The organism is Pseudomonas ekonensis (assembly GCF_019145435.1).
Taxonomy (GTDB): domain Bacteria; phylum Pseudomonadota; class Gammaproteobacteria; order Pseudomonadales; family Pseudomonadaceae; genus Aquipseudomonas; species Aquipseudomonas ekonensis.
On record NZ_JAHSTS010000001.1, the window covers coordinates 194,909 to 221,563 of the forward strand.

26 protein-coding genes and 1 pseudogene are annotated in these 26,655 nt (G+C 64.7%); 13 read left to right on the forward strand and 14 right to left on the reverse strand.

The window, feature by feature from the left end:
• Positions 1–21: 21 nt before the first annotated feature.
• From KVG96_RS00990 to KVG96_RS01000, 3 genes are all read left to right on the forward strand, one after another.
• Positions 22–591 (forward strand): GNAT family N-acetyltransferase, encoded by a 570-nt coding sequence (locus tag KVG96_RS00990; RefSeq protein WP_217890486.1) that lies wholly within the window; start codon positions 22–24, stop codon positions 589–591.
• 109 nt (positions 592–700) lie between these two features.
• Complete coding sequence (gene tesB, locus KVG96_RS00995) at positions 701–1,570, forward strand: acyl-CoA thioesterase II (protein WP_217890487.1); 870 nt, start codon at positions 701–703, stop codon at positions 1,568–1,570.
• Entirely contained in the window at positions 1,567–2,160 is a 594-nt protein-coding gene (locus tag KVG96_RS01000) for an HAD family hydrolase (protein ID WP_217890488.1), read from the forward strand. The genes tesB and KVG96_RS01000 overlap by 4 nt, the downstream gene beginning before the upstream one ends.
• A gap of 10 nt (positions 2,161–2,170) precedes the next feature.
• Here the strand turns inward: KVG96_RS01000 and KVG96_RS01005 are convergent, their stop codons facing one another.
• Both KVG96_RS01005 and ypfJ read right to left on the reverse strand, forming a co-directional pair.
• Entirely contained in the window at positions 2,171–3,124 is a 954-nt protein-coding gene (locus tag KVG96_RS01005) for an alpha/beta fold hydrolase (RefSeq protein ID WP_217890489.1), read from the reverse strand.
• Complete coding sequence (gene ypfJ / locus KVG96_RS01010; protein ID WP_217890490.1) at positions 3,125–4,015, reverse strand: KPN_02809 family neutral zinc metallopeptidase; 891 nt, start codon at positions 4,013–4,015, stop codon at positions 3,125–3,127. It lies immediately after the preceding gene.
• A gap of 290 nt (positions 4,016–4,305) precedes the next feature.
• Between ypfJ and KVG96_RS01015 the strand changes: the two genes are divergently transcribed.
• Entirely contained in the window at positions 4,306–5,082 is a 777-nt protein-coding gene (locus tag KVG96_RS01015) for an IclR family transcriptional regulator (RefSeq protein ID WP_217890491.1), read from the forward strand.
• Between the two features lie 185 nt (positions 5,083–5,267).
• Entirely contained in the window at positions 5,268–6,146 is an 879-nt protein-coding gene (locus tag KVG96_RS01020) for a DMT family transporter (RefSeq protein WP_217890492.1), read from the forward strand.
• A gap of 53 nt (positions 6,147–6,199) precedes the next feature.
• Here KVG96_RS01020 and KVG96_RS01025 read toward each other — a convergent pair whose 3' ends face one another.
• On the reverse strand, positions 6,200–7,540 hold the full coding sequence (locus KVG96_RS01025; RefSeq protein WP_217890493.1) for an MFS transporter: 1,341 nt from the start codon (positions 7,538–7,540) through the stop codon (positions 6,200–6,202).
• A 272-nt stretch (positions 7,541–7,812) separates the two neighbouring features.
• On the opposite strand from KVG96_RS01025, the gene quiC reads away from it, so the two are divergent.
• Positions 7,813–9,729: a 3-dehydroshikimate dehydratase QuiC gene (gene quiC / locus KVG96_RS01030; RefSeq protein ID WP_217890494.1), complete on the forward strand. Its 1,917-nt coding sequence runs from the start codon at positions 7,813–7,815 to the stop codon at positions 9,727–9,729.
• Between the two features lie 102 nt (positions 9,730–9,831).
• The gene (locus KVG96_RS01035) at positions 9,832–10,506 is read left to right on the forward strand and encodes a TetR/AcrR family transcriptional regulator (protein ID WP_217890495.1); all 675 of its coding nucleotides are present in this window, start codon (positions 9,832–9,834) and stop codon (positions 10,504–10,506) included.
• Between the two features lie 30 nt (positions 10,507–10,536).
• Here KVG96_RS01035 and KVG96_RS01040 read toward each other — a convergent pair whose 3' ends face one another.
• The 5 genes from KVG96_RS01040 to KVG96_RS01060 form a co-directional block, all read right to left on the reverse strand.
• Entirely contained in the window at positions 10,537–11,391 is an 855-nt protein-coding gene (locus KVG96_RS01040; RefSeq protein WP_217890496.1) for a shikimate dehydrogenase, read from the reverse strand.
• Positions 11,388–11,837 carry a type II 3-dehydroquinate dehydratase gene (gene aroQ, locus KVG96_RS01045; RefSeq protein ID WP_217890497.1) on the reverse strand — a complete coding sequence of 150 codons (450 nt, stop codon included), beginning with the start codon at positions 11,835–11,837 and terminating at the stop codon, positions 11,388–11,390. The genes KVG96_RS01040 and aroQ overlap by 4 nt, the downstream gene beginning before the upstream one ends.
• 138 nt (positions 11,838–11,975) lie before the next feature.
• Positions 11,976–12,887: a LysR family transcriptional regulator gene (locus tag KVG96_RS01050; RefSeq protein ID WP_217890498.1), complete on the reverse strand. Its 912-nt coding sequence runs from the start codon at positions 12,885–12,887 to the stop codon at positions 11,976–11,978.
• A gap of 183 nt (positions 12,888–13,070) precedes the next feature.
• Entirely contained in the window at positions 13,071–14,150 is a 1,080-nt protein-coding gene (gene trmA / locus KVG96_RS01055) for a tRNA (uridine(54)-C5)-methyltransferase TrmA (protein WP_217890499.1), read from the reverse strand.
• Positions 14,147–15,442, reverse strand: coding sequence for an NCS2 family permease (locus KVG96_RS01060; protein WP_217890500.1), 1,296 nt, complete (start codon positions 15,440–15,442; stop codon positions 14,147–14,149). The genes trmA and KVG96_RS01060 overlap by 4 nt, the downstream gene beginning before the upstream one ends.
• Before the next feature lie 221 nt (positions 15,443–15,663).
• Between KVG96_RS01060 and KVG96_RS01065 the strand changes: the two genes are divergently transcribed.
• Positions 15,664–16,113, forward strand: a complete 450-nt coding sequence (locus KVG96_RS01065; RefSeq protein ID WP_217890501.1) for a DUF4879 domain-containing protein — start codon at positions 15,664–15,666, stop codon at positions 16,111–16,113.
• A 55-nt stretch (positions 16,114–16,168) separates the two neighbouring features.
• On the opposite strand, the gene KVG96_RS01070 is transcribed toward KVG96_RS01065, so the two are convergent.
• The 3 genes and pseudogenes from KVG96_RS01070 to KVG96_RS01080 all read right to left on the reverse strand — a co-directional run bounded on the left by KVG96_RS01070 (position 16,169) and on the right by KVG96_RS01080 (position 18,094).
• Positions 16,169–16,456: a HigA family addiction module antitoxin gene (locus tag KVG96_RS01070; RefSeq protein ID WP_217890502.1), complete on the reverse strand. Its 288-nt coding sequence runs from the start codon at positions 16,454–16,456 to the stop codon at positions 16,169–16,171.
• 17 nt (positions 16,457–16,473) lie between these two features.
• Positions 16,474–16,749, reverse strand: a pseudogene (locus tag KVG96_RS01075) (type II toxin-antitoxin system RelE/ParE family toxin); the annotation flags it as partial.
• A gap of 106 nt (positions 16,750–16,855) precedes the next feature.
• Positions 16,856–18,094: an MFS transporter gene (locus KVG96_RS01080; protein ID WP_217890503.1), complete on the reverse strand. Its 1,239-nt coding sequence runs from the start codon at positions 18,092–18,094 to the stop codon at positions 16,856–16,858.
• A 407-nt stretch (positions 18,095–18,501) separates the two neighbouring features.
• Between KVG96_RS01080 and KVG96_RS01085 the strand changes: the two genes are divergently transcribed.
• From KVG96_RS01085 to KVG96_RS01095, 3 genes are all read left to right on the forward strand, one after another.
• On the forward strand, positions 18,502–19,938 hold the full coding sequence (locus KVG96_RS01085; RefSeq protein WP_217890504.1) for a cytochrome ubiquinol oxidase subunit I: 1,437 nt from the start codon (positions 18,502–18,504) through the stop codon (positions 19,936–19,938).
• A 3-nt stretch (positions 19,939–19,941) separates the two neighbouring features.
• The gene (cydB, locus tag KVG96_RS01090; protein WP_217890505.1) at positions 19,942–20,949 is read left to right on the forward strand and encodes a cytochrome d ubiquinol oxidase subunit II; all 1,008 of its coding nucleotides are present in this window, start codon (positions 19,942–19,944) and stop codon (positions 20,947–20,949) included.
• 72 nt (positions 20,950–21,021) lie between these two features.
• Complete coding sequence (locus KVG96_RS01095; RefSeq protein WP_085584104.1) at positions 21,022–21,189, forward strand: DUF2474 domain-containing protein; 168 nt, start codon at positions 21,022–21,024, stop codon at positions 21,187–21,189.
• Positions 21,190–21,259: 70 nt separating this feature from the next.
• Here the strand turns inward: KVG96_RS01095 and KVG96_RS01100 are convergent, their stop codons facing one another.
• Both KVG96_RS01100 and KVG96_RS01105 read right to left on the reverse strand, forming a co-directional pair.
• Positions 21,260–22,384 carry a methyltransferase gene (locus KVG96_RS01100; RefSeq protein WP_217890506.1) on the reverse strand — a complete coding sequence of 375 codons (1,125 nt, stop codon included), beginning with the start codon at positions 22,382–22,384 and terminating at the stop codon, positions 21,260–21,262.
• Between the two features lie 175 nt (positions 22,385–22,559).
• On the reverse strand, positions 22,560–23,273 hold the full coding sequence (locus KVG96_RS01105; RefSeq protein ID WP_217890507.1) for an autoinducer binding domain-containing protein: 714 nt from the start codon (positions 23,271–23,273) through the stop codon (positions 22,560–22,562).
• Positions 23,274–23,585: 312 nt separating this feature from the next.
• Here KVG96_RS01105 and KVG96_RS01110 point away from each other — a divergent pair, with 312 nt between their 5' ends.
• The gene (locus KVG96_RS01110) at positions 23,586–24,362 is read left to right on the forward strand and encodes a ferredoxin--NADP reductase (RefSeq protein ID WP_217890508.1); all 777 of its coding nucleotides are present in this window, start codon (positions 23,586–23,588) and stop codon (positions 24,360–24,362) included.
• 48 nt (positions 24,363–24,410) lie between these two features.
• On the opposite strand, the gene mscL is transcribed toward KVG96_RS01110, so the two are convergent.
• Complete coding sequence (gene mscL, locus KVG96_RS01115) at positions 24,411–24,824, reverse strand: large-conductance mechanosensitive channel protein MscL (protein ID WP_085584113.1); 414 nt, start codon at positions 24,822–24,824, stop codon at positions 24,411–24,413.
• A gap of 287 nt (positions 24,825–25,111) precedes the next feature.
• On the opposite strand from mscL, the gene katB reads away from it, so the two are divergent.
• Positions 25,112–26,653: a catalase KatB gene (gene katB / locus KVG96_RS01120; protein WP_217890509.1), complete on the forward strand. Its 1,542-nt coding sequence runs from the start codon at positions 25,112–25,114 to the stop codon at positions 26,651–26,653.
• Positions 26,654–26,655 lie beyond the last annotated feature (2 nt).

Genomic DNA, 26,655 nt, shown 5'->3' on the forward strand with positions numbered 1-26,655 from the left:
GCACGGAAACGGAGGGGCACCATGGAGCCGATACTTGAGCTTGAAAGCGCAAGACTGCGGATGCGCCAGTGGCAGGACGAGGATCTGCCGGCATTTGCCGCGATGTGCGCCGATCCGCAGGTGATGCGCTATTTCCCTGCACCGTTGACCCGACTGGAAAGTGCCTCGATGATCGGGCGCGTGCGCGGGCATTTCGCCGAACACGGTTATGGCCTGTGGGCGCTGGAGCGCAAGGACTGCGGCCAGTTCATCGGCTTCACGGGGCTGGGCGTGGTCGGCTTCGACGCGCCGTTCACCCCGGCGGTGGAAATCGGCTGGCGCCTGGCCAAGGAGCACTGGGGGTTGGGCTATGCCAGCGAAGCGGCGTGGACGGCGCTGCGTTGCGGCTTCGACCGGGTGGCGCTGAACGAGGTGGTGTCGTTCACCAGTGAGTCCAATCTGCCGTCGCAGAAAGTGATGCAGGCCATCGGCATGCACCACGCCGAGGCGGATGATTTCGATCATCCGCGCCTGGCCGACGGCCATCCGCTGCGCCGGCATGTGTTGTACCGCATCAGCCGCGAGCAGTGGCTGCAAACCTTGCATGGATAAGCAAACACGGACGTTTAAAATGGCCGCCGCCCTCAAGGGCCCGGCCAGAACCTGAATCCCCCGCTGCAGCTGAGGCTGCGCGGTTTTGCTTTGTGTGAGGAGAGTCTGAATGAGCCAAGTGTTGGAAGATCTGGTGGATCTGCTGACCCTCGAACCGATCGAGGAAAACCTGTTCCGCGGCCGCAGCCAGGACCTGGGGTTCCGCCAGCTGTTCGGCGGCCAGGTGCTCGGCCAGTCGTTGTCGGCGGCCAGTCAGACCGTCGAAGAGGCGCGGCATGTGCACTCGATGCACGGTTACTTCCTGCGTCCGGGCGACGCCAAGCTGCCGGTGGTGTACTCGGTGGACCGCGTGCGCGACGGCGGCAGCTTCAGCACCCGGCGCGTCACGGCGATCCAGAAGGGCCATCCGATCTTCACGTGCAGCGCCTCGTTCCAGTACGACGAGGAAGGCTTCGAGCACCAGAGCCAGATGCCTGAGGTCGTCGGCCCGGAGAACCTGCCGTCGGAACTGGAGATCACCCAGCAGCGCGCCCACCTGATCCCCGAGCACATGCGCGAGAAGCTGCTGTGCCCGAAGCCGATCGAAGTGCGCCCGGTCACCGAAAAGGATCCGTACAACCCGCAGCCGGCCGATCCGGTCAAGTACGTGTGGTTCCGCGCCGACGGCGCCCTGGCGGACATCCCGGCCCTGCACAAGTACCTGCTGGCCTACGCCTCGGACTTCGGCTTGCTGACCACCTCGATGCTGCCCCACGGCAAGTCGGTCTGGCAGAAGGACATGCAGGTCGCCAGCCTCGACCACGCGTTGTGGTTCCACAATGACCTGCGCGCCGACGACTGGCTGCTCTACGCGATGGACAGCCCGTGGGCCGGCAACTCCCGCGGTTTCTCCCGGGGCAGCGTGTTCAACCGCGCCGGCCAACTGGTGGCGTCGGTGACCCAGGAAGGCCTGATCCGGCACCGCAAGGACTGGGCATGAGCCTGGCGGACGTGCGGCACTGGGTGTTCGACATGGACGGCACCCTGACCGTCGCGGTGCATGACTTCGCGGCGATCCGGGTGGCGTTGTCGATCCCGCCCGAGGACGACATCCTCACCCACCTCGCGGCCTTGCCGGCGGACGAAGCGGCCGCCAAGCACGCGTGGCTGCTGGAGCACGAACGGGACTTGGCGCTGGGCTCGACCCCGGCCGCCGGCGCGGTGGAACTGGTGCGCGACCTGCACGCCCGGGGCTTGCGGCTCGGCATCCTGACCCGCAATGCCCGCGAGCTGGCCCATGTCACGCTCGAAGCCATCGGCCTGGCCGACTGCTTTGCCGTCGAGGATGTGCTGGGCCGCGACGAAGCGCCGCCCAAGCCGCATCCCGGCGGGCTGCTGAAGCTGGCGGACGCCTGGGCGGTGCCGGCCAGCGAGATGGTGATGGTCGGCGACTACCGTTTCGACCTCGATTGCGGCCGGGCGGCGGGGGCGCGGACGGTGCTGGTGAACCTGCCGGACAACCCGTGGCCGGAGCTGACGGACTGGCACGCGAAGGATTGCGTCGAGCTGCGGCGGATGGTGTTCGCCTGAGCGGGGGCCGTCACTGGCCGAACAAGGCTTTCAGCCCCTCCGGCGATGTCAGCATGCCGTCGCCGTTGTGCCCCACGCCGGGCACTTCCACCAGCCGCTGGTTCACCCCCTCCGGGTGACGGCGCAGCAAGTAGCCGAAAAACAGCTTCCCGCGCTCAAGCCGGTTGGCGCCTTGGGCCTTGGCCGCGCAGCTCTTGTCCAGCGCCGGGTGCTGCGGGTCGGTGTCCTGCTGGCCGAGCAGATAGATCACCTCGCGTTTGACGTAACTGCCTTCAAGCTGCGCAGGCGTTTGCCCGCCGGCATAGATCGGCGGATCCACCAGACCGTACTTCCAGCGGTTGAAGCCGGCGCATTGCGCGTGGTCGAACGCCACCGGCCGCTGCTCGTTGAAATAGGCATACGACGAAGGGTTGGCCACCACATAGCGCAAGCGGATGCCTTCGGCCTTCAGCGCCGGCGGCTCCTTGGCGAGCAGCGCATAGCGCTGGACGACCTGACCGCCGCCGGAGTGGCCGAAGATCACGATCTGCTTCACGTCGGGAAACTGCTTGCGGTCGCTGACCCGCGCGATGATTTCGTCGAGCGCGGCGTAGGAGCTCAACGGGTTCGGCCCTGTGGATAACCCGCCGCCCATCCAGTCGTTGCCTTGCCAACGCAGCACGCTCGGCGGCAGCGAGTACAGCGCCACGTCGCTTTCGTTGAGGAACTGCGGGGCGATCACCAGGGTGCTGGCGCTCTGGCCGGCCAGTTCCGCCGCGCTTTCGGCGCTCTTGCGGTAGGTCTCGGCGTTGCGCAGGCGACCATGCACGACGATCAGCACCCGTTCGATCCTGGCCGGCGCCGGGCCGATGCCCACCGCCATTTCGCCGGCCTTGAGTTGTAGGCGCCCGGCGCTGATCGCATCGACGCCGGCGGCCTGAACCCCGCCGGCGATGAACAGTAAAGCCAACAGCCATCTATGCATTTACAGGTTTTTCGCCGCAAAGGTATCGCACTGGCCGACCTGGCCTTGGGCGAATCCGGTTTTGAACCAGCGCACCCTTTGCGCCGACGTGCCGTGGGTGAACGAGTCCGGCACCACGCGGCCCTGACCCTGCTGTTGCAGGCGGTCGTCGCCGATGGCGTTCGCCGCGTTCAGGGCTTCCTCGATGTCGCCCGGCTCCAGCCAGTTCAGGCGCTTCTGCGCGTTGTACGCCCAGACGCCGGCCAGGCAGTCGGCCTGCAGTTCCTGGCGCACCAGCAGGCCGCCGTCGCCTTCCATCTGCCGGCCTTGCTGGCGGGCGGCCTGGATCTTCGCCGAGACGCCGAGCAAGGTCTGCACATGGTGGCCGACTTCGTGGGCGATCACGTAGGCCTGGGCAAAATCGCCAGCCGCCTTGAAGCGCTGGGCCATTTCCTGGAAGAACGCCATGTCCAGGTACACCTTCTGGTCCGCCGGGCAATAGAACGGGCCGGTGGCCGAGGTGGCCAGGCCGCAGGCGGAGTTGACCCGGTTGCTGAACAGCACCAGGGTCGGATCCCGGTACTGGCGGCCAGCCTGCTGGAAGATCGCGCCCCAGGTGTCTTCGGTGTCGCCGAGGATCGAACGCACGAACTCGGCCTGTTCATCGTTGGCCGGCGGTGCCTTGCGGGTCTGTGTGCCGACCGGCGCCGATTGCTCGGTCATCTGGCCGGTGAGCTGGCCGAGGATCTGCAGCGGATCCTGCCCGGTGATCCAGCCGATGCCGACGATCAGCAGGATCGCGGTGAGGCTCAGGCCCTTGCCGCCGCCGAAGCGCATCCCGCCGCCTGCGCCCATGTCATCGCCACGGGCATCGACGACGTTGTCGCTGCGTCGTCCTTTTCTCCATAGCATGTGGGAATCCTCTGCTTGTGCGTGATGATCAGTGTTGTTGGTGTGTGAGTTTGGCGCCAGTCCGGCCGTCCGTCCATTCGCAGTGCAACGTAGGCCCGACCTCGGTGTTCGACGTCGGGCCTGCTGTTGACGGGTAAGAACCTGGCGTTGCCGGCGAATTCCGTCCTGCAGCGGATTTTTTGTCACGTGCCGTCAACGGCGTTCGGTTGCTTGCCTGCATCGGCGAGGGACGGATTTCGCAATCCCTGCCGTGTCTTCTAGAATCGGCCAAATTTCATCGGGATCTCATCATGGCCGGCAGTCAAATCGAACGGGTCTTCAGCGTGCTGGAAAGCCTCGCCAGCGAGGCGGGCGGGCTGCCGATGCAAACCCTGGCCGAGCAGTTGGGCATCCCGAAAAGCGCGACCCACCGCTTGCTCGCCGAACTGGTCCGGCTGGGCTATGTGCGGCAGAATCCGGACACGCTGCGCTATCACATGTCCACCCGATTGGTGGCCATGGGGTTTCGTTACTTGTCGGGCAGCGGGGCCGACATCGTGCAGCCGGTGCTCGACCGCCTGGCCCTGGAGACCGGCGAACTGGTGCGCCTGGGCGTCATCGACGGCGAGCGCCAGACCTGGATCGCCAAGGCCCAGGGTGCCCGCACCGGCCTGCGCTACGACCCTGACATGGGCCGCGAGGCCCCGCTGTTCTACACCGCCTCGGGCCATGCATGGCTGGCGTGCATGAGCGATGCCGAGGCGCTGTCGCGGGTCGAGCGCCAGGGCACCGAACTGCCCGCCGGGGCAGGGCCGAACGCGCCGCGCTCCCATGGCGATCTGCTCGAACGCCTGCGCATCGCCCGGGAACAGGGCTACGCCTGCGTCGAGGAAAGTTCGGCGGTGGGCACCTCGGCGATTGCGGCGGTGGTGCGCCATCCCGGCGATGGCCGGGTGATCGGCGTGCTGAGCATCGCCGGCCCCAGCGCGCGGCTGCCGGGAGCGCGGCTGCATGAACTGGCGCCGCTGCTGCTGACGTTCACCCGGGAACTGTCGCAGGCGAGCCTGGCGTCTGAGTTGTTCGTTTGACGGATCGTGTGGGCGCGGGCAGCGGTGAAGCGAAAGTGTGCGCTGTTCGCACGGTTTTGTGTTTCTCGTCTGTGAGAATATGGAACCGAGTTCTAGATTATTGACCGTCAGCGCTTCCGGTCAGTTCCAAGGGCGGGCGCAGGTGCCCCGCCTCATCAGCTCCAGTGTTCATTCAGAGATATCCAATGACCGTCAGCACCCCGCTTTCCGGCGTCAATCAACCTTTCAAGGGGATCTTGCTGATCGTCGTGGCCACGTTCCTGTTTTCCAGCCATGACGCCTTGTCGAAATACCTCTCAGGCTTCTACCCGATCGTGATGGTGGTGTGGGCGCGGTATCTGGTGCACACCTTGCTGATGGCCGGGATTTTCCTGCCGCAGTCGGGGCTGCGGGTGCTGCGCACCAAGCGGCCGCTGCTCCAGGCGGTGCGGGCGCTGTGCCTGCTGGGCACCAGTCTGTTTTTCACCACGGCGCTGCTGTACATCCCGCTGGCGGAGGCCACGGCGGTGAACTTCCTGGCGCCGGTGCTGGTGACGGCGCTGTCGGTGCCGCTGCTCAAGGAGCGGGTGACGCGGGGGCAGTGGATCGCGGTGATCTGCGGGTTTTCCGGGGTGCTGGTGATCGTCCATCCCGGCGGCGAATTGTTCACCCCGGCGGTGCTGCTGCCGTTCTGCTCGGCGCTGTTTTTCTGCTTTTACCAGTTGCTCACGCGCAAGCTCAGCGAAGTCGATAGCCCGACCACCAGCAATTTCTTTGCGGGGCTGTGCAACACGCTGGTGATGAGTGCGCTGGTGCCGTTCTTCTGGCAGGTGCCGAGCCTGGTGCATGGCCTGTTGATGCTGGCGCTGGGCAGTTGCGGGATGACCGCGCACCTGTTCCTGACCCAGGCCTTCCGGCATGCCGCGCCGGCGCTGCTGGCGCCGTTCGGTTATTGCCAGATCGTGTTTGCGGGGCTGTTGGGCTGGCTGCTGTTCAACCACACGCCGACCCTGACCACGGTCGCGGGCATTGCGGTGATCTGCTGCAGCGGGCTGGCGGCGGCCTGGCAGCAGCGCCGCGCCTGAAGGTTCCTTGCGGGAGCCGGCGGGCCAGCTCCCGCAAGGGATCATGCTTAAGGTCACTCGGTGACGGCGGGGATCTTGCGCGGGGCCATGAAGTACATCCAGGTCAGCGCGATGAAGTACATCGCCGGGATCAGGGTGAACAGCACGGTGTAGTTGTTGTTCGTGACGGTGAGGATATGGCCGACGATCTGGGTCATGAACATCCCGCCGATGGCCGCGCACATGCCGCCGAAGCCGAACACGGTGCTCATCATGTGCTTGGGCGTGTAGTCCATCACCAGGCTCCAGATGTTGGCGGTCCAGGCCTGGTGCGCGCCGATGGCCAGGGAGATGGCGGCCACCGCGACCCACAGGTGGCTGGAGCCGGCGGCCACCACCACGCCGATGATGCAGCAGGCGAACAGGAGCATCGACAGCAGTCGCGCCTTGATCGGGTCGGCGCCGCGCCCGATCAGGAACGACGAGAGGATGCCGCCGCCCACGCTGCCGAAGTCGGCGGTGAGGTAGATGATGATCAGCGGGATGCCCATCTGGGTCACGTTGATGCCCAGGTTGTATTGCTGGTTGAGGAACGGCGGCAGCCAGTACAGGTAGAACCAGAACACCGGCGCGGTCAGCGAGTAGGCGAGGGCGAAGGCCCAGGTGCCGCGCATGCGCAGGATCCGCGAGAACGGCACGCGGGCCTGTTCCGGTTCGGCCTGCTGCTGGATGTATTCAAGCTCCGAGGCCTTCACGCTCGGATGGTCTTCCGGGTTGAAGTATTTGAGGGCCCAGCACAGCAGCCAGATGCCGCCCAGCGCCGACATGCACAGGAACGCCGCCTGCCAGCCCCAGGCATGCAGGATCAGCGGCAGGAGCATCGGAGTGAACATCGCGCCGACGTTGGTGCCGGCGTTGAAGATGCCGGTGGCCACCGCGCGTTCGCCGGCGGGGAACCACAGGCGGGTGGTCTTTACGCAGGCGGGGTAGTTGGCCGCTTCGGTCAGGCCGAGGATGAAGCGGCAGACCATGAAGCCCGCCGCCGAGGTCGCCAGGCCATGGGCGCCGGTGGCCAGGCTCCACAGCAGCACCGCGCAGAAGAACACGCGCTTGACCCCGACCCGGTCGATCAGCCGGCCCTGCAGCACGAAGCCGATGGCGTAGCCGACCTGGAACCAGAAGTTGATGTTGGCGTAGTCCATCGCCGTCCAGCTCATTTCCTTGGCCAGGATCGGCTGCATCACGCCCAGGGCGGCGCGGTCGATGTAGTTCAGGGTGGTGGCGAAAAACACCAGCGCCAGCATGCCCCAACGGGTCTTGCCGACGGCCAGGGCGCCGCGGATCTTGTCGCCGATGCCGCTGGAGGCAGAGGTCATGGCCGCACGCGCCATGTGTGAGCTTTGGGAAGGAGTCATGTAAGCCACCCGTTTCTTGAAATTTTTATGGTGTTCTGGGTCGTTTCGCAGCGAGACCGACGGTTCGCGACCGGGCTCGGCGTGGAGTCGATGTTGGGCAGCGGCCGAAAGATCGTCAATTCGCCAAACCGGCATTGTGTTCGATAATCGCACGCAAAACTAACCGGGTAGTACACTTTAAATTGCCTGGCGACCGATCGGAACCAATAATCCGCTCACCCCCCAAAAGCGGCGCCATCCCCGCCGCCGACGCCTCCACCGGGAGTTGAGAGATGCAGCGATCCATTGCCACCGTTTCCTTGAGCGGCACCCTGCCGGAAAAGCTCGAAGCCATCGCCGCCGCCGGGTTCGACGGGGTCGAGATCTTCGAGAACGATCTGCTGTACTACGACGGCAGCCCCCGGGAGATCCGGCAGATGTGCGCCGACCTCGGCATCGCCATCACCCTGTTCCAGCCGTTCCGCGATTTCGAGGGCTGCCGCCGCGACCGCCTGGCGCGCAACCTGGAGCGCGCCGAGCGCAAGTTCGACCTGATGCAGGAGCTGGGCACCGATCTGGTGCTGGTGTGCAGCAACGCCTCGGCCGACAGTCTCGGCGATCGGCAGGTGCTGGTCGACGACCTGCGCCTGTTGGCCGAACGCGCCGGTGCCCGTGGCCTGCGCATTGGCTACGAAGCCCTGGCCTGGGGGCGTCATGTGAACACTTATCAACAGGTCTGGGACATCGTGCGCCAGGCCGACCACCCGAGCCTGGGCGTGCTGCTCGACAGCTTCCACACCCTGTCGCTCAAGGGCGACCCGAGCGCCATCGCCGACATCCCCGGCGACAAGATCTTCTTCGTGCAGATGGCCGACGCGCCGCTCCTGGCCATGGACGTGCTGGAGTGGAGCCGGCATTTCCGTTGTTTCCCGGGGCAGGGCGAGTTCGACCTGCCGGGGTTTCTCGCCCCGATCATCCAGAGCGGCTACACAGGCCCTCTGTCGCTGGAGATCTTCAACGACGGGTTCCGCGCCGCACCGACCCGCGCCAACGCGGCGGACGGGCTGCGTTCGCTGCTGTACCTGGAGGAGAAGACCCGTCAGCGCCTGGCGCAGCAGGCTCACGTTCTTGGAGCGGTGCCGCCGGCCAGGCGCGAGATGCTGTTCGAGACGCCCAAGGCCAGCGGGTACGACGGCGTCGAGTTCCTGGAGTTCGCCGTGGACGAGGCCCTGGGCGCCAAGCTGTCGAACTGGCTGGAGCGGCTGGGGTTCGTCAAGGCCGGGCAGCATCGCTCCAAGAACGTGAGCCTGCTGCGCCAGGGCGACATCAACCTGATCCTCAACGCCGAGCCGTACTCGTTCGGCCACAGTTATTTCGAGGCCCATGGCCCGTCGTTGTGCGCCACGGCGCTGCGGGTCAAGGACAGCGCCAGCGCCCTGGCGCGGGCGGTGGCCTACAAGGGCCAGCCGTACCGCGGCCTGGTCGGGCCGAACGAGCTGGAGCTGGCGGCGATCCGCGCGCCGGACGGCAGCCTGATCTATCTGGTGGATGAAGACGCGGACGTGTACGGCACCGACTTCAATCCGGTGCCGGGCGCCCAGGCCCGCGGCGGCCTCAAGCGCATCGACCACATGGCCATGGCGTTGCCCGCGGACAGCCTCGACACCTGGGTGCTGTTCTACAAGAGCCTGCTGGATTTCGAGGCCGACGATGAGGTGGTGCTGCCCGACCCTTACGGCCTGGTGAAGAGCCGGGCGCTGCGCAGCCGCGACAGTTCGGTGCGGCTGCCGCTGAACATTTCCGAGAACCGCAACACCGCGATCTCGCATGCCTTGTCGAGCTACCGCGGCTCGGGCGTGCATCACATCGCGTTCGACTGCGAGGACATCTTCGCCGAAGTCCGGCGCGCCAAGGAGGCCGGGGTGCCGTTGCTGGACATCCCGCTCAACTACTACGACGACCTCGCCGCGCGCTTCGACTTCGACGACGAGTTCCTCAGCGAGCTGGCCTACTACAACGTGCTCTACGACCGCGACGCCCAGGGCGGCGAGTTGTTCCACGTCTACACCGAACCGTTCGAAGGCCGCTTCTTCTTCGAGGTCATCCAGCGCCGCAACGGTTACGCCGGCTATGGCGCGGCCAACGTCGCGGTGCGGCTGGCGGCGATGGCCAAAGCACGCAGCGGCGGTGCCCGCCAGGCGAAGTTGTAGGTATTTCGTAAACGCGGGATTAAACACGGGCTGCTCGGCTTCCTTCACTGTGCCGCGCGGCCCATAATCGCCAGCCTGTGCAGTGATGGCCGTGAGCCCGCAATGACAATGACTTCAGAACTTACCGCCGCCGTTTCGCCTGTCGTCGAGCCGCGCAAGAGTCGCAAGAACAACCCGGAAAAGACCCGTGAGAACATCCTGCAGGAGGCGATCGTCGAGTTCGTCCAGCAGGGCCTGTCCGGCGCCCGCGTCGATGCGATCGCCGAGCGCATCCACACCTCCAAGCGCATGATCTACTACTACTTCGGCAGCAAGGAGCAGCTGTACGTCGAGGTGCTGGAGAAACTCTACGGCGACATCCGCAACACCGAAAGCCGCCTGCACCTGGCCGAACTGCCGCCGGTGGAAGCGATCCGTCGGCTGGTGGAGTTCACCTTCGACCACCATGACCGCAACGTCGATTTCGTGCGGATCGTCAGTGTCGAGAACATCCACAACGCCGAGTACGTGAAGCGCTCCGACGCGATCAAGGCGATGAACAACACCATCCTCGATTCGCTGGGCGAGATCCTGCAGCGCGGGGTGCGGGAAGGGGTGTTCCGCGTCGGGCTCGACGCGCTGGACGTGCACCTGCTGATCAGTTCGTTCTGCTTCTACCGCGTCTCGAACCGCCACACCTTCGGCGAGATCTTCCAGATCGACCTGCCGGACGAAAGCATCAAGCAGCGCCACCGCCAGATGATCTGCGAATCGGTGCTGCGCTACCTGCAAGCCTGAGGTCAGCGAGGGGCAGGCCCCTCGCGCCGCTCATCCGTTCATGCGCTGGAAATGCGCCAGCATCCGTTGCGCGTCCGCCGCCACGCCGCTGAACAGCCCGAACGCCTTCACCGCCTGAAACACCGCCATGTTGCCGCCGTCCAGCGTGCGGCAACCCAGGGCGCGGGCGTTGCGCAGCAGTTCGGTCTCCAGCGGGAAGTACACGATCTCCGCCACCCACATTTGCGCCCGCAGCAACGCCGCCGGCACCGGTGTGCCCGGCAACTTGGCCATGCCCATGGGCGTGGTGTTGACCAGTCCGTCGGCGGCGTTCAGGGCGGTCGGCAAGTCCTGCCCGGCCACCGCGCGGCGCTCGCCGAAATGCTGGTTCAGGTTGAAGGCCAGGCTTTCGGCGCGCCCGGCGTCCACGTCGAAAATGCTCAGGTGGCGCACGCCTTCGCTCAGCAGCGCGTGGGCCACCGCCGCACCGGCGCCGCCGGCGCCCATCTGGACGACACGGTCACGGGCAACGTCCGGAAGGCCACGGCGAAAGCCCTCGGCGAAGCCCAGGCAATCGGTGTTGTGGCCGACGCGTTTGCCGTCCTTGAGCACGACCGTGTTCACCGCGCCGATGCCGCGGGCTTCCGGCGACAGTTCGTCGAGCAGCGGGATGATCGCCTGCTTGCAAGGGAAGGTGATGTTCAGACCGGTGAAGTTCATCCGCTCGGCGGCCAGCAACAGCTCGGGCAGGGCGTCGCTGTCCAGTTTCAGCTGATCGAGGTCGATCAGCCGGTACAGGTAGCGCAGGCCTTGCGCATCGCCTTCCTGTTCGTGCATCGCCGGGGTGCGGGACGCCTGGATGCCCGCGCCGATCAGACCGGCCAGAACCGCATTCTGCCGAGTCATGCGCATGCCCCCTTGAGCCGATGGCCGAAATGCTCCAGGGCCAGGCGATAGCCGTGGCTGCCGAAGCCGCACATCACGGCGGTGGCGATGGCGGAAACGAAGGAGTGGTGGCGGAACGGTTCGCGGGCATGGACGTTGGACAGGTGCACCTCGATCACCGGCAGTTCGCAGGCCACCAGCGCGTCGCGGATCGCCACCGAGGTGTGGGTCCACGCCGCCGGGTTGATGACAATGCCGGCGCAGCGCTTGCGGGCGCCGTGGATCCAGTCGAGCAGTTCGCCTTCGTGGTTGGTCTGGCGGAACTCCACGGCCAGGCCGCATTCGTCGGCGGCGCGTGCGCACAGGGCGGAAATGTCGGCCAGGGTTTCGTGGCCGTAGGTCGCCGGCTCGCGAGTGCCGAGCAGGTTCAGGTTCGGGCCGTTGAGCACCAGAACGATCGGGGGCATGGGAACAACTCCACTTATTCTTGTTGGCTTCGGTCGAAGGGTTCGATCGGTGGAGATAAATTGTACTGCCTGGTTACTTTGGTCAATCGGTACCCGGTTTTCCCGGCGTATTGTGTGCGGTGATCGCACGCTGCCGGTTCACTGCGGCAGTTGCCCCACCAGGAAATCGATGAACGCCCGCACCCGCAGCGGCATGTGGCGGTTCTGCGGATACAGCAGGGTGAACGGCCGCGAGCGCCCGCCGTAGGGCTTGAGCACTTCCACCAGGTTGCCGTCGGCCAAGTCCTTCTCGACGATGAAGCGGTAGGTCTGGAACAGGCCGGCGCCGTGCCGGGCGAGGGTGACGCCGCCGAGCACGTCGTCGGAGCAGCAGAAGTTGCCGTCCGCCAGAATCTCCCGTGGGGTGTCGCCGTCGTAGAACAGCCAGGTGATCCGCCGGCCGTTGCTGGGCAGTTCGTACTGGATGCATTCGTGGCCGGCGAGGTCGTCGAGGCTCTGCGGGGTGCCGGCGCGCTTGAGGTAGTCGGGGCTGGCGACCGTCACCAGCGCCGCGTCTTCCAGGTGGCGGGCGATCAGGCCCGAATCGGGGATGGCCCGCACGCGGATGGCCATGTCATAGCCTTCGCCGACGAAATCGATGTTGCGGTTGCTGATGTGGATGTCGACCTTCACCTGCGCAAACCGCGCCCGGAACGCCGGCAGCAGCGGCAGGATCCGGTGATGGGCGTAGGTCGTGGGGATGCTGATGCGCAGGGTACCGGACGGCTCCTGCTGCTGGCCCATGACTTCCCGCTGAGCCTCGACCAGCTGCGCCAGCGCTTGCCGGCATTCTTCGTAATATCGCCGGCCGCTGTCGGTCAGCTTGACGCTGCGGGTGGTGCGGGCGAACAGGCGCACGCCCAGCCGTTCCTCCATGCGCGACACCGAGCGGCTCACCGCAGCCGGCGTCACCGCCGCCGCCAGTGCCGCGCCGGTGAAACTGCCGGCCTCGGCGGCCAGGCAGAACAGTTCGATGCTGCCCAACTGAAGATCGTCGAAGTGTCGCTGCATGATGGCTCGCACCGGGGAATGAGCCCCTGTATTTAGCAAATGCCGGGGCACCGTGAAAGGCGTGCCCGCCATTTTTGCCGGCGACTTTCGGCGACGAGGCCGGCAGGACGACTGCGCAAGGGTTCGGGTCAGGCACAAAAAAGCCGTCGGTCACGACGGCTTTTTTGCATGTGTCGCTGACGCTCAACGCCGGGTCAGCAACACCCCGGACTCCATGTGGTGCGTCCACGGGAACTGGTCGAACAGCGCGCAACGGGTGATGCGGTGGGTGTCGTGCAGCTGGGCGATGTTCGCCGCGAGGGTCTGCGGGTTGCAGGAGATGTACAGGATGTTGTCGAAACGCCGGGTCAGCTCGCAGGTGTCCGGATCCATGCCGGCGCGGGGCGGGTCGACGAAGACGCTGCCGAATTCGTAGCTCTTGAGGTCGATGCCTTGCAGGCGACGGAACGGGCGCACCTCGTTCAGGGCTTCGGTCAGCTCTTCGGCGGACAGGCGCACCAGCGTGACGTTATCCACAGCGTTTTCGCTGAGGTTGCTCAGCGCGGCGCTGACCGACGTCTTGCTGATCTCGGTGGCCAGCACCTTGCGCACGCGGGTGGCCAGCGGCAGGGTGAAGTTGCCGTTGCCGCAGTACAGCTCCAGCAGGTCGTCCTGGCGGTCGCCCAATGCCTCGAAGGCCCAGTCGAGCATCTTCTGGTTCACCGTGCCGTTGGGCTGGGTGAACGCGCCTTCCGGCTGGCGGTAGCTGAAGGTGCGGCCGCCGACGTCGAGTTTTTCCACCACGTAGTCGCGGCCGATGACTTCGCGTTTGCCCTTGGACCGGCCGATGACGCTGACGTTCAGGTCCGCCGCCAGTTTCGACGCGGCCGCGTGCCAGTGCTCGTCCAGCGGGCGGTGATAGCACAGGGTGATCATCGCGTCGCCGGCCAGGGTGGTCAGGAACTCCACCTGAAACAGCTTGTGGCTCAGCGCCGAACTGGCCTGCCAGGCCGCCTTGAGCTGCGGCATCAGCTGGTTGATGCGCAGGCTGGCGATCGGGAACTGCTCGATCAGGATCGGCGTGCGCTTGTCCTCCTGGGAGAACATCGCGTAATGACGCTCGCCGGCCTCGCGCCACAGGCGGAATTCGGCGCGCAGACGAAAGTGCTGCAGCGGCGAATCGAACACCGAAGGCTCTGGAGCATCGAACGGGGCCAGCAGGTCACGCAGGCGCGTGACCTTGTCGGCGAGCTGTGCGGCGTAGGCCTGGGAATCGAAAGTCATGCGTTGAACCAACCCAACTTGATCACGAACAGGATCGACAGGATCACCAGCGCCGGGTTCAGCTCACGGGCGCGGCCCGAGAGAATCTTGATGGCGGTCCAGGCGATGAAGCCGAACGCGATGCCGTTGGCGATGGAGTAGGTGAACGGCATCGCCAGGGCGGTGACCACGACCGGCGCGGCGACGGTGATGTCTTCCCAGTCTATTTCCGCCAGGCCCGAAGTCATCAGCACGGCGACGAACAGCAGCGCCGGGGCGGTGGCGAAGGCCGGCACGCTGGCCGCCAGCGGCGAGAAGAACAGCGCCAGCAGGAACAGGATCGCGACGACGATGGCGGTCAGGCCGGTGCGGCCCCCGGCGCTCACGCCGGCGGCGGACTCGATGTAGCTGGTGGTGGTGGAAGTGCCCAGCAGGGAACCGGCCATCGCGGCGGTGCTGTCGGCGATCAGGGCGCGGCCCATCTTCGGCATGTGGCCGTCCTTGCCCATCAGGCCGGCGCGCTTGGCGACGCCGATCAGGGTGCCGGAGTTGTCGAACAGGTCAACGAACAGGAAGGCGAAGATCACGCTGACCAGGCCGATGTCCAGCGCGCCCTTGATGTCCAGTTGCAGCAGGGTCGGGGCCAGCGACGGCGGCATCGAGGTCACGCCGCCGAACGGAGTGAAGCCCATGACGATCGACACGATGGTCACCGCCAGGATGCCGATCAGCACGGCGCCGCGCACTTTCAGCGCTTCGAGGGCGACGATCAGGGCGAAGCCCAGGGTCGCGAGGATCGGGGCCGGTTGCTTGAGGTCGCCGAGGCCGACCATGGTCGCCGGGTTGCCGACCACGATGCCGGCGTTGTGCAGGGCGATCAGGGCCAGGAACAGGCCGATGCCGGCGGCGATCGCCGAGCGCAGCGGCAGCGGGATGCTGTTGATGATCCATTCACGGATGCGGAAGATCGACAGCAGGAAGAAGCACACGGCCGAAATGAACACCGCGCCCAGCGCCACTTGCCAGGTGTGGCCCATGTGCAGCACGACGGTGTAGGTGAAGAATGCGTTCAGGCCCATGCCCGGCGCGAGGGCGATCGGGTAGTTGGCGATCAGGCCCATCACCGTGGAGCCGATGGCGGCGGCAAGGCAGGTGGCGACGAACACCGCGCCTTTGTCCATGCCGGTCTCGCCGAGGATGCTCGGGTTGACGAACAGGATGTAGGCCATGGCCAGGAACGTCGTGACGCCCGCCAGGATCTCGGTCCGCACGTTGGTGTTGTGTGCCTTGAGTTGAAACAGCCTTTCCAGCATGTCTGCTCCCCGTGGCGCGCGTGGCGCCGTGAATGTATCGACCTCAACAGCAAAGCACAGGTCGCCGGATGCGCCTGGGATTTTGCTGTGGGCCGGAAAAAGCCGCGCATCATACCAGCAGCGCGGGGAATATGGCGGATGTCGGTGTCGATCGTCGGCGAAGTTTTGTGTCTGCGCCAAGTGCGCCATACTGCGCGCTGTTTTTGGGGGGAATGGAACGCATGAGCAAGCGCTGGATGAACACCGCCGGATTGACGGCCGCACTGTTGGCCGCGGTGCCGGCGGCGCTGGCGGCGTCGGCGCCGCCGTTGAGCGAAGTGAAAGTGATCAAGGTGCAGTCGGCGGCCTGCGGGCTGGAAGACATCGCCGACGGCCAGCCCCGGACGCAATGCGACCACGGCGGATCGGGCATCAAGGTCTACGTGCTGGAGATCGGCTACGGCCAGAGCCAGCCCCAGGCCACCCTGGACGGCTTCGAGGTGGACGGCGTCCGCAGCCCGGTCTGCGCCTACCAGACCGGCAACCTGACCGAATGCACCCCCGGCGGCAAAACCGTCGGCTCTCTCTATGTGTTCGACCTGGGCGCCCGGCAGGAAGGCACCTTTACCTTCACCAACACCTCGATCAACGCACCGCGCAACACGTTGTCGACCCAGCTGTACATCAAATGAACCTCAGGCCGGCTGTCGCTCCGTGAACCGGACCGTCCGGCGAGGAACTGAATGATCAGGCGTGTGCGGCAAGGGGCTCAATGAGCGGTTGTTCGCGATGTTCGGCTTGCCACAGATCGTAATCGGTTTGCACGCCGAGCCACATGCGGGCCCTGCCGATGCCGGCGCGTTCGAGTCTTACGGCCAGGTCCGGACTGATCGGCGCGTGCCCGTGCAGCACGCGTGAAAGATGAGGCCGCGCGAAGCCGAGATGGCGAGCCAGCTCGGCGATGCTGATGCCGAGTTCGGGAAGCACGTCCGTCAAAAGCGTTTCGCCAGGATGTGGCGGGTTGTGCATGGGCATGGGCCTGCCTCCTGTCGGTGATCGTCCAGATAATCGATCAGCTCGATGTCCGGGTCTGCGAACCTGAAGATCACCCGCCAGTTCCCTGAAACGCTGAGTGACCAGTACCCGGACAGATCCCCTTTCAGCGGATGCAGGCGCCACCCGGGCAGGTCAAGGTCAGCGGGCACCGTTGCGCGATCCATGAACTGCAGCATCCGTGACAGGCGTGCGGCATGGTCGACGCGGATTCCACGGGGCGAACCTGTTTCATAGAAGGCACGAAGGCCTTTGTGCTTGAAGGATCTGATCATCGGCTGAGTGTAAGGCGTTACATTACACTCCATGCGGTATCCCTGTACCACCTCTTGTCGATTGATTCGTGCCTGATGTGTTAGTCGTGCAAGGGAAGTCCGGCGATCAGGCCTTCGCTTCCTCCGCCGGCACATGCATCCGGTCGCGGCTGGCCAGGGTCGGGAACAGCTTGATCCAGGTGCCGGTCACCACCAGTGTGCCGATGCCGCCCATGACCACCGCCGGCACCGTGCCGAACCAGTGGGCGGTGAGGCCGGACTCGAATTCGCCGAGCTGGTTCGAGGCGCCGATGAACAGGCCGTTCACCGCGCTGACCCGGCCGCGCATCTCGTCCGGGGTTTCCAGCTGCACGAACGAGGCGCGGATCACCATGCTGATCATGTCCGCCGCGCCCAGCACCACCAGCACCGCCAGCGAGAACCAGAACGAGGTCGACAGGCCGAAGGCGATGGTCGCCACGCCGAACACGCCGACCGCGGTGAACATCACCCGGCCGACATGGCGCTCCACGGCGAACCGCGCCAGGAACAGCGACATCAGCAGCGCGCCCACCGCCGGCGCCGAGCGCAGCAGGCCCAGGCCCCAGGCGCCGGTCAGCAGGATGTCCTTGGCGAACACCGGCAGCAGCGCCGTGGCGCCGCCGAGCAGCACCGCGAACAGGTCCAGCGAGATCGCCCCGAGGATGTCCGGGCGGCTGCGGATGAAGCGGATCCCCGCCAGCAACGAATCCAGCGTGGCCTTACCTTTGTTCAGCGGTGTCTGGCGCGCGGGCAGGTTGAGCATCAGGGTGCAGGCGATCACGTACAGCAGCACGGTCGGGCCGTAGACCCACACGCTGCCGAACGCATAGAGCAGGCCGCCCAGCGCCGGGGCGACGATGGTCGCCGATTGCTGGGCCGACTGTGCGGCGGCGACCGCCCGGGGGAACAGGGCGGCGGGCACGATGCTCGGCAGCAGGGCCTGGGTGGTGGGCATCTCGAAGGAGCGTGCGGCGCCCAGCAGGAAGGCGAGGGTGAAGATCAGCTCGCGGGTGACGTGGTCGGTGGCGCTGCCGATGGCCAGCGTCAGGGCGATCAGCGCCTGCAGCGACTGACAGATCGCCGCGACCTTGCGCCGGTCGTATCGGTCGGCGACATGCCCGGTGTGCAGCATGAACAGCACCCGGGGCGCGAATTCCACCAGGCCCACCAGGCCCAGGTCGAGCACATTGCCGGTGAGTTGGTACAGGTTCCAGCCGATGGCCACGGTGAGCATCTGAAAGCCGCTGGCGGTGAAGATCCGCGCCAGCCAGAACGCAATGAAAGGACGGTGGTGGCGGAGCAGCAAAGGCGCTTGGCTGGGCATCGGAGGGCCGGACGTGTGCGAGAGGGGAGCGGCGAGGTTATCACCAGTCTGTAACCAAAAGTTGCCATGTCGAAAAATTTAGTTAGCTAAACACCGACTTTCCGGGGGCTGTGCAGCCAGGTTGCTCGCCAATGTATTTCAGCGCGTTGCCGAAGCTGTGAGGCAACTTGTCACGCGGCAAATGACCACGCAGTTCGCTGTCGGAAATCGGACTACTCTTTCAACGTTGATTGATCCAGATCAAGACCCTTGCGGGAAGTGGTCTGGCGGCCGTCCGGCCAGGCTCCCCGCGTTGGATGCGCGTAAAAAGAAGAACGAATCCGAATTCGCCGCACTCCATATCCGTGGGGGCAGTGGGTACCGGGCCACAAGCCCGGCAGCCTGTACCACCTGACAGAGGAAGACTTATGTTCGGTTTAGAGGCACTCGATCTCGCCCGAATTCAGTTCGCGTTCACCATCTCGTTCCACATTCTGTTTCCCGCCATCACCATCGGACTGGCGAGCTACCTGGCGGTGCTCGAAGGCCTGTGGCTGAAGACCGGCAACGACACCTACCGTGACCTCTACCATTTCTGGTCGAAGATCTTCGCCGTCAACTTCGGCATGGGGGTGGTCTCGGGGCTGGTCATGGCGTACCAGTTCGGCACCAACTGGAGCCGGTTCTCCGACTTCGCCGGTTCCGTCACCGGCCCGTTGCTCACTTATGAAGTGCTCACGGCGTTCTTCCTCGAAGCCGGTTTCCTCGGCGTGATGCTGTTCGGCTGGAACAAGGTCGGGCGCGGCCTGCACTTCTTCTCCACGGTCATGGTGGCCATCGGCACCTTGATCTCGACCTTCTGGATCCTCGCCTCCAACAGCTGGATGCAGACGCCGCAAGGCTTCGAGATCGTCAACGGCCAGGTGATCCCGACCGACTGGCTGGCGATCATCTTCAACCCTTCGTTCCCGTACCGGCTGATGCACATGGCCACTGCCGCGTTCGTCGCCACGGCGTTCTTCGTCGGCGCCTCGGCGGCCTGGCACCTGCTGCGCGGCAAGGACAACCCGGCGATCCGCAAGATGCTGTCGATGGCCATGTGGATGGCCCTGATCGTCGCGCCGATCCAGGCCGTGATCGGCGACTTCCACGGCCTCAACACGCTCAAGCACCAGCCGGCGAAGATCGCCGCCATCGAAGGCCACTGGGAAAACGTCGGCGACGAAGCGACGCCGCTGATCCTGTTCGGCTGGCCGGACATGAAGGAGGAAAAGACCAGGTTCGCCGTGGAGATCCCGTACCTCGGCAGCCTGATCCTGACCCACTCGCTGGACAAGCAGGTGCCGGCGCTCAAGGAGTTCCCGCCGCAAGACCGGCCGAACTCGACCATCGTGTTCTGGTCGTTCCGGATCATGGTGGGCCTCGGCTTCCTGATGATCTTCACTGGCCTGTGGAGCTTGTGGCTGCGCAAGCGTGACTCGCTCTACACCTCGCGGCCGTTCCTGTACCTGGCCCTGTGGATGGGGCCGTCGGGCCTGATCGCGATCCTCGCCGGCTGGTTCACCACCGAGATCGGCCGTCAGCCGTGGGTGGTCTACGGCTTGATGCGCACGGCGGACGCCTCCTCCAACCATAGCTTCATGCAGATGAGCATCACCCTGATCATGTTCGTGGTGGTGTACTTCGCGCTGTTCGGCGCCGGCCTGGGCTACATGATGCGCCTGGTGCGCAAGGGGCCGAAGACCGACGAGGGCAAGGAAACCAACGACGGCGGCCCCGGCCGCAAACGCACGCCGGCCCGTCCGCTGTCCGCCGCGGACGACGATGGCGCCGACGCCGACCGCAGCCTGACCAAGGAGATTTGAGTCATGGGTATCGATCTTCCGCTGATCTGGGCCGTGATCATCATCTTCGGCATCATGATGTACGTGGTCATGGACGGCTTCGACCTGGGGATCGGGATCCTTTTCCCGTTCACCCCCGGCAAGACCGACCGCGACGTGATGATGAACACCGTCGCCCCGGTCTGGGACGGCAACGAGACCTGGCTGGTGCTGGGGGGCGCGGCATTGTTCGGCGCTTTCCCGCTGGCCTATTCGGTGGTGCTGTCGGCGCTGTACCTGCCGCTGATCTTCATGCTGATCGGGCTGATCTTCCGCGGCGTTGCGTTCGAGTTCCGCTTCAAGGCCAAGGACGACAAGCGGCACCTGTGGGACAAGGCGTTCATCGGCGGCTCGGTCGCCGCGACCTTCTTCCAGGGCGTGGCGCTGGGCGCCTTCATCGACGGCTTGCCGGTGGTCGGCCGGCAATACGCCGGCGGCCCGCTGGACTGGCTGACGCCGTTCACGATGTTCTGCGGCGCCGCGCTGGTGGTGGCCTACGCCTTGCTCGGCTGCACCTGGCTGATCATGAAGACCGAAGGCAAGCTCCAGCAGCAGATGCATGACCTGGCGCGGCCGCTGGCGTTCGTGCTGCTGGCGGTGATCGGCATCGTCAGCCTCTGGACGCCGTTGGCCCATCCGGAAATCGCGACCCGCTGGTTCAGCGTGCCGAACCTGTTCTGGTTCATGCCGGTGCCTATCCTGGTGCTGGTGACAATGTACGGCCTGCTCAAGGCCGTGGCGCGCAACGCCAACTACATGCCGTTCCTGCTGACCCTGGTGCTGATCTTCCTCGGCTACAGCGGCCTGGGCATCAGCCTGTGGCCGAACATCGTGCCGCCGTCGATCTCGATCTGGGACGCCGCTGCACCGCCGCAGAGCCAGGGCTTCATGCTGGTCGGCACGCTGTTCATCATCCCGTTCATCCTGGGTTACACGTTCTGGAGCTACTACGTGTTCCGCGGCAAGGTCACCCACGAAGACGGCTACCACTAGTTCCCGATAAAGAAGAGCCTGCCCGCGATGCCCTGCGGGCAGGCGCCACCGAACCGACCGAGGAACCCTACGATGTCCGGCAAACCTTCACTGCACGACATTCAAGAAGCCGAAAAAAAGCCGCTGTGGCAGCGGCTCGGCTGGTTGGCCCTGATCTGGGTCGGCAGCGTCGGCGCGTTGTTCATCGCCGCCAGCCTGATGCGCCTGTTCATGAATGCGGCCGGCCTGACCACCCACTGAATCATCCCGTCCCGTTGCCGCGAGGCACGGTTTTGCAGCCCTCCGCGTGGAGGGCTTTTTTTTGCCTGGCTTACTTGCGCGCCTTGAGGATCACGAACTTGGGCGTGGCCGCCACTTGCTCGACGCCCCGGAACAGCCGCGCCAGCTTGGCGTGATAGCCCAGGTGGCGGTTGCCGACGATGTACAGCGCACCGCCCGTCACCAGCGCTTCGCGGGCCTGCTGGAACATGCGCCAGGCAAGGAAGTCGCCGACCACCTGCTGCTGATGGAACGGCGGATTGCACAGCACCGCGTCCAGCGATTGCGCCGGCTGCCCGGCCAGGCCGTCGGCGGCGCGCACGGTCACGTCACGTTCGCCCAAGGCCGCACGCCAGTTTTCGCGGGCCGACTGCACCGCCATGAACGATTCGTCCACCAGCGTGTAATGGGCATCGGGGTTCTGCAGGGCGCTGGCGATGGCCAGTACGCCGTTGCCGCACCCCAGGTCCGCCACCCGCGCGCCGCCGAGGTTCTTCGGCAGGTGCGGCAGGAAGGCGCGGGTGCCGATGTCCAGCCCGTCGCGGCAGAACACGTTGGCGTGGTTGAGCAGCTCGATGGCCGGCTCGTCGAGACGGTAGCGGGTCGGATAGGGGGACGTCGCCGCCGTCCGGGCTTCGGGCGTGGCGATCAGCAGGCGCGCCTTCTTCACCGCCAGCGAAGCCTGCACCGGGCCGACGTAGCGCTCCAGCAGATCACCGGCCGCACGGGGCAAGTGCTTGATCATCGCCGCCGCCACCACTTGCGCGCCCGGGGCGAGCTGGCCTTGCAGGCGGATCAGTTGTTCCTCCAGCAGCGCCAGGGTCTTGGGCACGCGGATCAGCACCCGGTCGAACGGCCCGGTCAGCGGTTCGCTGGCCGCAATGCCCCGCACGGCGTCGAACGGCAGGCCGTTGCGGGTCAGGTTTTTCTCCAGGCCCTGAAAGGCCAGGAACGAATCGCCGCTGCTGCTGACGTTCACCTTGCCTGCCAGGCTGATGGCCAGTGCGCCGAAACTGTCGTTGAGCACCAGCACCCGCGTGTCGGCCGCCGGCTGCTGTTCGGCCAGGTGATTGAGCAGGTACTCGTCGGCCGCATCGAACGCCTGCAGCGGTTCGTTCTGCTGTTCGGGCTGGCGGATCAGGTCGAGACTGGCGAAGGGCGTGTCGAGCAAAGGCATGGGGCGGGGACTCTGGCGGTTCATCGGGCGTCCCGCAGCCAGGGTGCAGTGCGGCGGAACCCTCCGAGCGGACTGCGGCGCGGCATTCACGCCATCACTCGGGAAGGTTGCGAATGGTACGTTTTTTTCGGGGCGATTACCTGCAAGTTTTCGGCGTGCGGCGACAGGCGACCGTTCAGATGATCCCGGCCCGCGCAGCGGCGATGACGGCGGAGATCTTGTTGCATACGTTGAGCTTCTCGATGACGTTCTGCACGTGGTAGTTCACGGTGCGTTCGCTCAGGCTGAGGATCCGCGCGATTTCGTACGCGGTCTTGCCGGCGGCCGACAGTTTCAGGACTTCCAGCTCACGCGCCGACAAATGCGGTTGACGGGTGGCGGGCGGTTTCCTGGGCAGGGTCCGGGCGAGCATTTCGCTCAGGTGGCTGGTGACGTAGAACATGTAGCCGAAGTGTTCGTACAGCTCCAGCGGGCTGATCGGGCAGTGCTTTCTGCCCAGGCTCAGGATGCTGCAGAGTCCGGACTCCTCGTGGTGGAACGATTGTGACCAGCCATGCTGCAGTTCATGGTCCAGCATGGCGTTCCATAACTTCGGAGTCTTTGAGAACAGTTCTTCGCTCCAGACAATGGGCAACATAGAACGATTGCAGTGTGCTACTACTGGATCCGAGTCTACATAGTTTTCTTGTTCATAGTGTTTGTTCCAGGCGCTTGGATAGTTATTGATTTTCAAGGTGGTGAACGGCGTTTCCCGGCGCAATGATGTCACTGAGACAGCACAAAAGTTGAAGCCAATGTTTTCGGCGAATCTCAACAGGATCGGGTACGCGGTATCTATTTCCTTGGCAAAAGTCAGCTGCTTTAACTGCGACTCCTTCCACATTTCCATTACAGGTTCTCCGTGAGGTGTTTCGCGGGGGTGCGACTTGGATCCAACAAGAGGCACGCCCCGGAGTGTAGGATGATTCTTACATCGAGTGCGGATTTTTTTGCTCTTTAAGCATTTGATATAGGCATAAAGTGTTATTAGGTCGCTCTGTGGCGATGCATTTAATTCGTCATCTAATGAACTAACAAATGATGAACCGTTTGTTCTCAAATGCGGGGAATTGCTATTTGTGGAAGTAACACTATTAACTGTAGGTGTATTAGTGGGCGAGTTTGCGAGACACTGAGGGGCGATCGTCGATTGGAGTGGCCCATGACCGCCAGCGCAGACAAGTTCACCCGCCAGACCCTGCTTGACGTGCAACCCCTGACCCCGAGCCTGTTCACGTTGCGCACCACCCGTGATCCGGGCTTTCGCTTCCGTGCCGGGCAATTCGCCCGCCTGGGGGTGACGAAGGCCGACGGCAGCACGGTATGGCGGGCCTACTCCATGGTGTCGTCGCCGTTCGACGAGTTTCTGGAGTTCTTCTCGATCGTGGTGCCGGGCGGGGAGTTCACCAGCGAGCTGAGCCGCCTGCGTGAAGGCGATACGCTGTTGGTGGAGCGTCAGGCCTTCGGCTACCTGACCCTGGACCGGTTCGTCGACGGCCGGGATCTGTGGCTGCTGTCCACCGGCACGGGGGTGGCGCCGTTCCTGTCGATCCTGCAGGACTTCGAGGTCTGGGAGCGGTTCGAGCGCATCGTCCTGGTCTACAGCGTGCGGGAGGCCCGTGAACTGGCCTATCAAGCGCTGATCGGCGATCTGATGCAGCGTGACTACCTGGCGCCGTATGCGCACAAGTTCCGGTTCATCCCGGTGGTGACGCGCGAGCCCTACGCCGGGGCCCTCAACGGCCGCATCACCGCCCTGATCGAGAGCGGCGAGCTGGAGCGCGCGGCGGGGCTGGAACTGTCGGCCGAGCATTCGCGGGTCATGCTGTGCGGCAACCCGCAGATGATCGATGACACCCGGGCCCTGCTCAAGCGGCGGCACATGAGCCTGAGCCTCACCCGGCGTCCGGGGCAGGTGGCGGTGGAGAACTACTGGTAAGAAAAACGGCGCCCGAGGGCGCCGTTTTTCCGTTCATGCCGCAACGCGTCAGGGCCGGTTGTTCTGGGCCTTGAGCAGGTCGCGGATTTCGCCCAGCAGTTCCTCTTCCTTGGTCGGCACCGGCGGCAGGCTCGGGGCCACGGCCTCTTCGCGCTTCAGGCGGTTGATGGCCTTGACGCCCATGAAGATGGCGAAGGCGACGATGATGAAGTCCAGGATGCTCTGGATGAACTTGCCATAGGCCATCACCACGGCGGGCGCACTGCCCTCTGCAGCCTTGAGCGTGATGGCCAGGTCACTGAAATCCACGCCGCCGATCAGCAGGCCGATCGGGGGCATGATCACGTCGCCGACAAAGGACGACACGATTTTGCCGAAGGCGGCACCGATGATGATACCGACGGCCATGTCGACCACATTGCCTTTGACCGCAAAGGCCTTGAACTCACTTAGCACGCCCATAGGTTATTTCCTTGTTACAGATGAGGTTGGTGTTGGCAGTGTAAATCAGTGAAACGCGGCCTGCGCGAAACACCTCCTTACAATGCTCGCTTTTATCGACACATCTTTCGACGATTAGTTTGCAAAGTGCCACTAATCGCGCGGGAAATAGACCGTAAACCGCTGATCCGGAAGAAAAATCTGTCAATCATGGCGTTGCGAATTTTCTATTTATGTTTGACGGAACGGTTCACTAGCCTCTGACCGGCGCACCTGGATGCGCCTTCGAAAAGACAGAGGAACCGCACATGACTTCCGCACTTGGCCTTGGGGCATTGCCCGCCCGCCGCACTTTCGCTGCACTCACCGCCAGCCTGCTGACCCTTTCCGTCAGCGCCGCCCCGTTGACCCGAGACAACGGCGCGGCGGTCGGCGACAACCAGAACTCGCAGACCGCCGGCGCCAATGGCCCGGTGCTGCTGCAGGACGTGCAACTGATCCAGAAGCTCCAGCGCTTCGACCGCGAACGCATCCCGGAACGTGTGGTGCATGCCCGCGGCACCGGCGCCCACGGCACCTTCACCGCCAGCGCCGACCTCAGCGACCTGAGCAAGGCCAAAGTCTTCGCCGCCGGTCAGGTCACGCCGGTCTTCGTGCGCTTCTCATCGGTGGTGCACGGCAACCATTCCCCGGAAACCCTGCGCGATCCGCGCGGCTTCGCCACCAAGTTCTACACGGCCGACGGCAACTGGGACCTGGTCGGCAACAATTTCCCGACCTTCTTCATCCGCGATGCGATCAAGTTCCCGGACATGGTGCACGCGTTCAAGCCGGACCCGCGCACCAACCTGGACGACGACTCGCGGCGCTTCGACTTCTTCTCCCATGTGCCCGAAGCCACACGCACCCTGACGGAGCTGTATTCCAACTCCGGCACCCCGGCCAGTTACCGGGAGATGGACGGCAACAGTGTGCATGCCTATAAGTTGGTCAACGCGAAGGGTGAAGTTCACTACGTGAAGTTTCACTGGAAAAGTTTGCAGGGCATCAAGAATCTGACGCCAGAACAGGTCGTGAAAGTTCAAGGGCAGGACTACAGCCATATGACCCATGACCTAGTGGCCAATATCGGCAAGGGCAACTTCCCTAAGTGGGACTTGTACATCCAGGTGCTAAAACCGGAAGATTTGTCCAAGTTTGATTTCGATCCGCTGGACGCAACCAAGATCTGGCCCGGTGTTCCTGAGCGAAAAGTTGGACAAATGGTGTTGAACCGCAATCCGTCGAACGTTTTCCAGGAAACCGAACAAGTTGCCATGGCGCCAAGTAACCTGGTTCCCGGCATCGAACCTTCCGAAGACCGCTTGTTGCAGGGCCGGGTATTCGCTTATGCGGATACGCAACTTCACCGTATCGGCACAAACGCCATGCAGTTACCGATCAACGCACCCAAAGTCGCCGTGAACAACGGCAACCAGGACGGCGCGATGAATGCCGGCGCCAGCCGTTCCGGCGTGAACTATCAGCCGAGCCGTTTGCAGCCCCGGGAAGAGACGCCGGACGCGCGCTACAGCCAGACGGCCCTGCAGGGCAGCACCCGGCAGGCGAAGATCCAGCGTGAGCAGAATTTCCGGCAGGCGGGCGATCTGTACCGTTCGTACGGCCGGCAGGAGCGCCAGGACCTGATCGACAGCTTCGGCGCTTCGCTGGCGGGGGCGGATGACGAGAGCAAGCACATCATCCTGTCTTTCCTGTACAAGGCCGACCCTGAGTACGGCGCCGGCGTGGCGAGAGTGGCCAAGGGCGACCTGGCGCGGGTCAAGGCGCTGGCGGCCAGGCTGGCGGACTGAGG

Coding starts and splice junctions, on each gene's coding strand:
- KVG96_RS00990 (WP_217890486.1), top strand. CDS start 22: ATGGAGCCGATACTTGAGCTTGAAAGCGCAAGACTGCGGATGCGCCAG.
- tesB (WP_217890487.1), top strand. CDS start 701: ATGAGCCAAGTGTTGGAAGATCTGGTGGATCTGCTGACCCTCGAACCG.
- KVG96_RS01000 (WP_217890488.1), top strand. CDS start 1,567: ATGAGCCTGGCGGACGTGCGGCACTGGGTGTTCGACATGGACGGCACC.
- KVG96_RS01005 (WP_217890489.1), bottom strand. CDS start 3,124: ATGCATAGATGGCTGTTGGCTTTACTGTTCATCGCCGGCGGGGTTCAG.
- ypfJ (WP_217890490.1), bottom strand. CDS start 4,015: ATGCTATGGAGAAAAGGACGACGCAGCGACAACGTCGTCGATGCCCGT.
- KVG96_RS01015 (WP_217890491.1), top strand. CDS start 4,306: ATGGCCGGCAGTCAAATCGAACGGGTCTTCAGCGTGCTGGAAAGCCTC.
- KVG96_RS01020 (WP_217890492.1), top strand. CDS start 5,268: ATGACCGTCAGCACCCCGCTTTCCGGCGTCAATCAACCTTTCAAGGGG.
- KVG96_RS01025 (WP_217890493.1), bottom strand. CDS start 7,540: ATGACTCCTTCCCAAAGCTCACACATGGCGCGTGCGGCCATGACCTCT.
- quiC (WP_217890494.1), top strand. CDS start 7,813: ATGCAGCGATCCATTGCCACCGTTTCCTTGAGCGGCACCCTGCCGGAA.
- KVG96_RS01035 (WP_217890495.1), top strand. CDS start 9,832: ATGACAATGACTTCAGAACTTACCGCCGCCGTTTCGCCTGTCGTCGAG.
- KVG96_RS01040 (WP_217890496.1), bottom strand. CDS start 11,391: ATGACTCGGCAGAATGCGGTTCTGGCCGGTCTGATCGGCGCGGGCATC.
- aroQ (WP_217890497.1), bottom strand. CDS start 11,837: ATGCCCCCGATCGTTCTGGTGCTCAACGGCCCGAACCTGAACCTGCTC.
- KVG96_RS01050 (WP_217890498.1), bottom strand. CDS start 12,887: ATGCAGCGACACTTCGACGATCTTCAGTTGGGCAGCATCGAACTGTTC.
- trmA (WP_217890499.1), bottom strand. CDS start 14,150: ATGACTTTCGATTCCCAGGCCTACGCCGCACAGCTCGCCGACAAGGTC.
- KVG96_RS01060 (WP_217890500.1), bottom strand. CDS start 15,442: ATGCTGGAAAGGCTGTTTCAACTCAAGGCACACAACACCAACGTGCGG.
- KVG96_RS01065 (WP_217890501.1), top strand. CDS start 15,664: ATGAGCAAGCGCTGGATGAACACCGCCGGATTGACGGCCGCACTGTTG.
- KVG96_RS01070 (WP_217890502.1), bottom strand. CDS start 16,456: ATGCCCATGCACAACCCGCCACATCCTGGCGAAACGCTTTTGACGGAC.
- KVG96_RS01080 (WP_217890503.1), bottom strand. CDS start 18,094: ATGCCCAGCCAAGCGCCTTTGCTGCTCCGCCACCACCGTCCTTTCATT.
- KVG96_RS01085 (WP_217890504.1), top strand. CDS start 18,502: ATGTTCGGTTTAGAGGCACTCGATCTCGCCCGAATTCAGTTCGCGTTC.
- cydB (WP_217890505.1), top strand. CDS start 19,942: ATGGGTATCGATCTTCCGCTGATCTGGGCCGTGATCATCATCTTCGGC.
- KVG96_RS01095 (WP_085584104.1), top strand. CDS start 21,022: ATGTCCGGCAAACCTTCACTGCACGACATTCAAGAAGCCGAAAAAAAG.
- KVG96_RS01100 (WP_217890506.1), bottom strand. CDS start 22,384: ATGCCTTTGCTCGACACGCCCTTCGCCAGTCTCGACCTGATCCGCCAG.
- KVG96_RS01105 (WP_217890507.1), bottom strand. CDS start 23,273: ATGGAAATGTGGAAGGAGTCGCAGTTAAAGCAGCTGACTTTTGCCAAG.
- KVG96_RS01110 (WP_217890508.1), top strand. CDS start 23,586: ATGACCGCCAGCGCAGACAAGTTCACCCGCCAGACCCTGCTTGACGTG.
- mscL (WP_085584113.1), bottom strand. CDS start 24,824: ATGGGCGTGCTAAGTGAGTTCAAGGCCTTTGCGGTCAAAGGCAATGTG.
- katB (WP_217890509.1), top strand. CDS start 25,112: ATGACTTCCGCACTTGGCCTTGGGGCATTGCCCGCCCGCCGCACTTTC.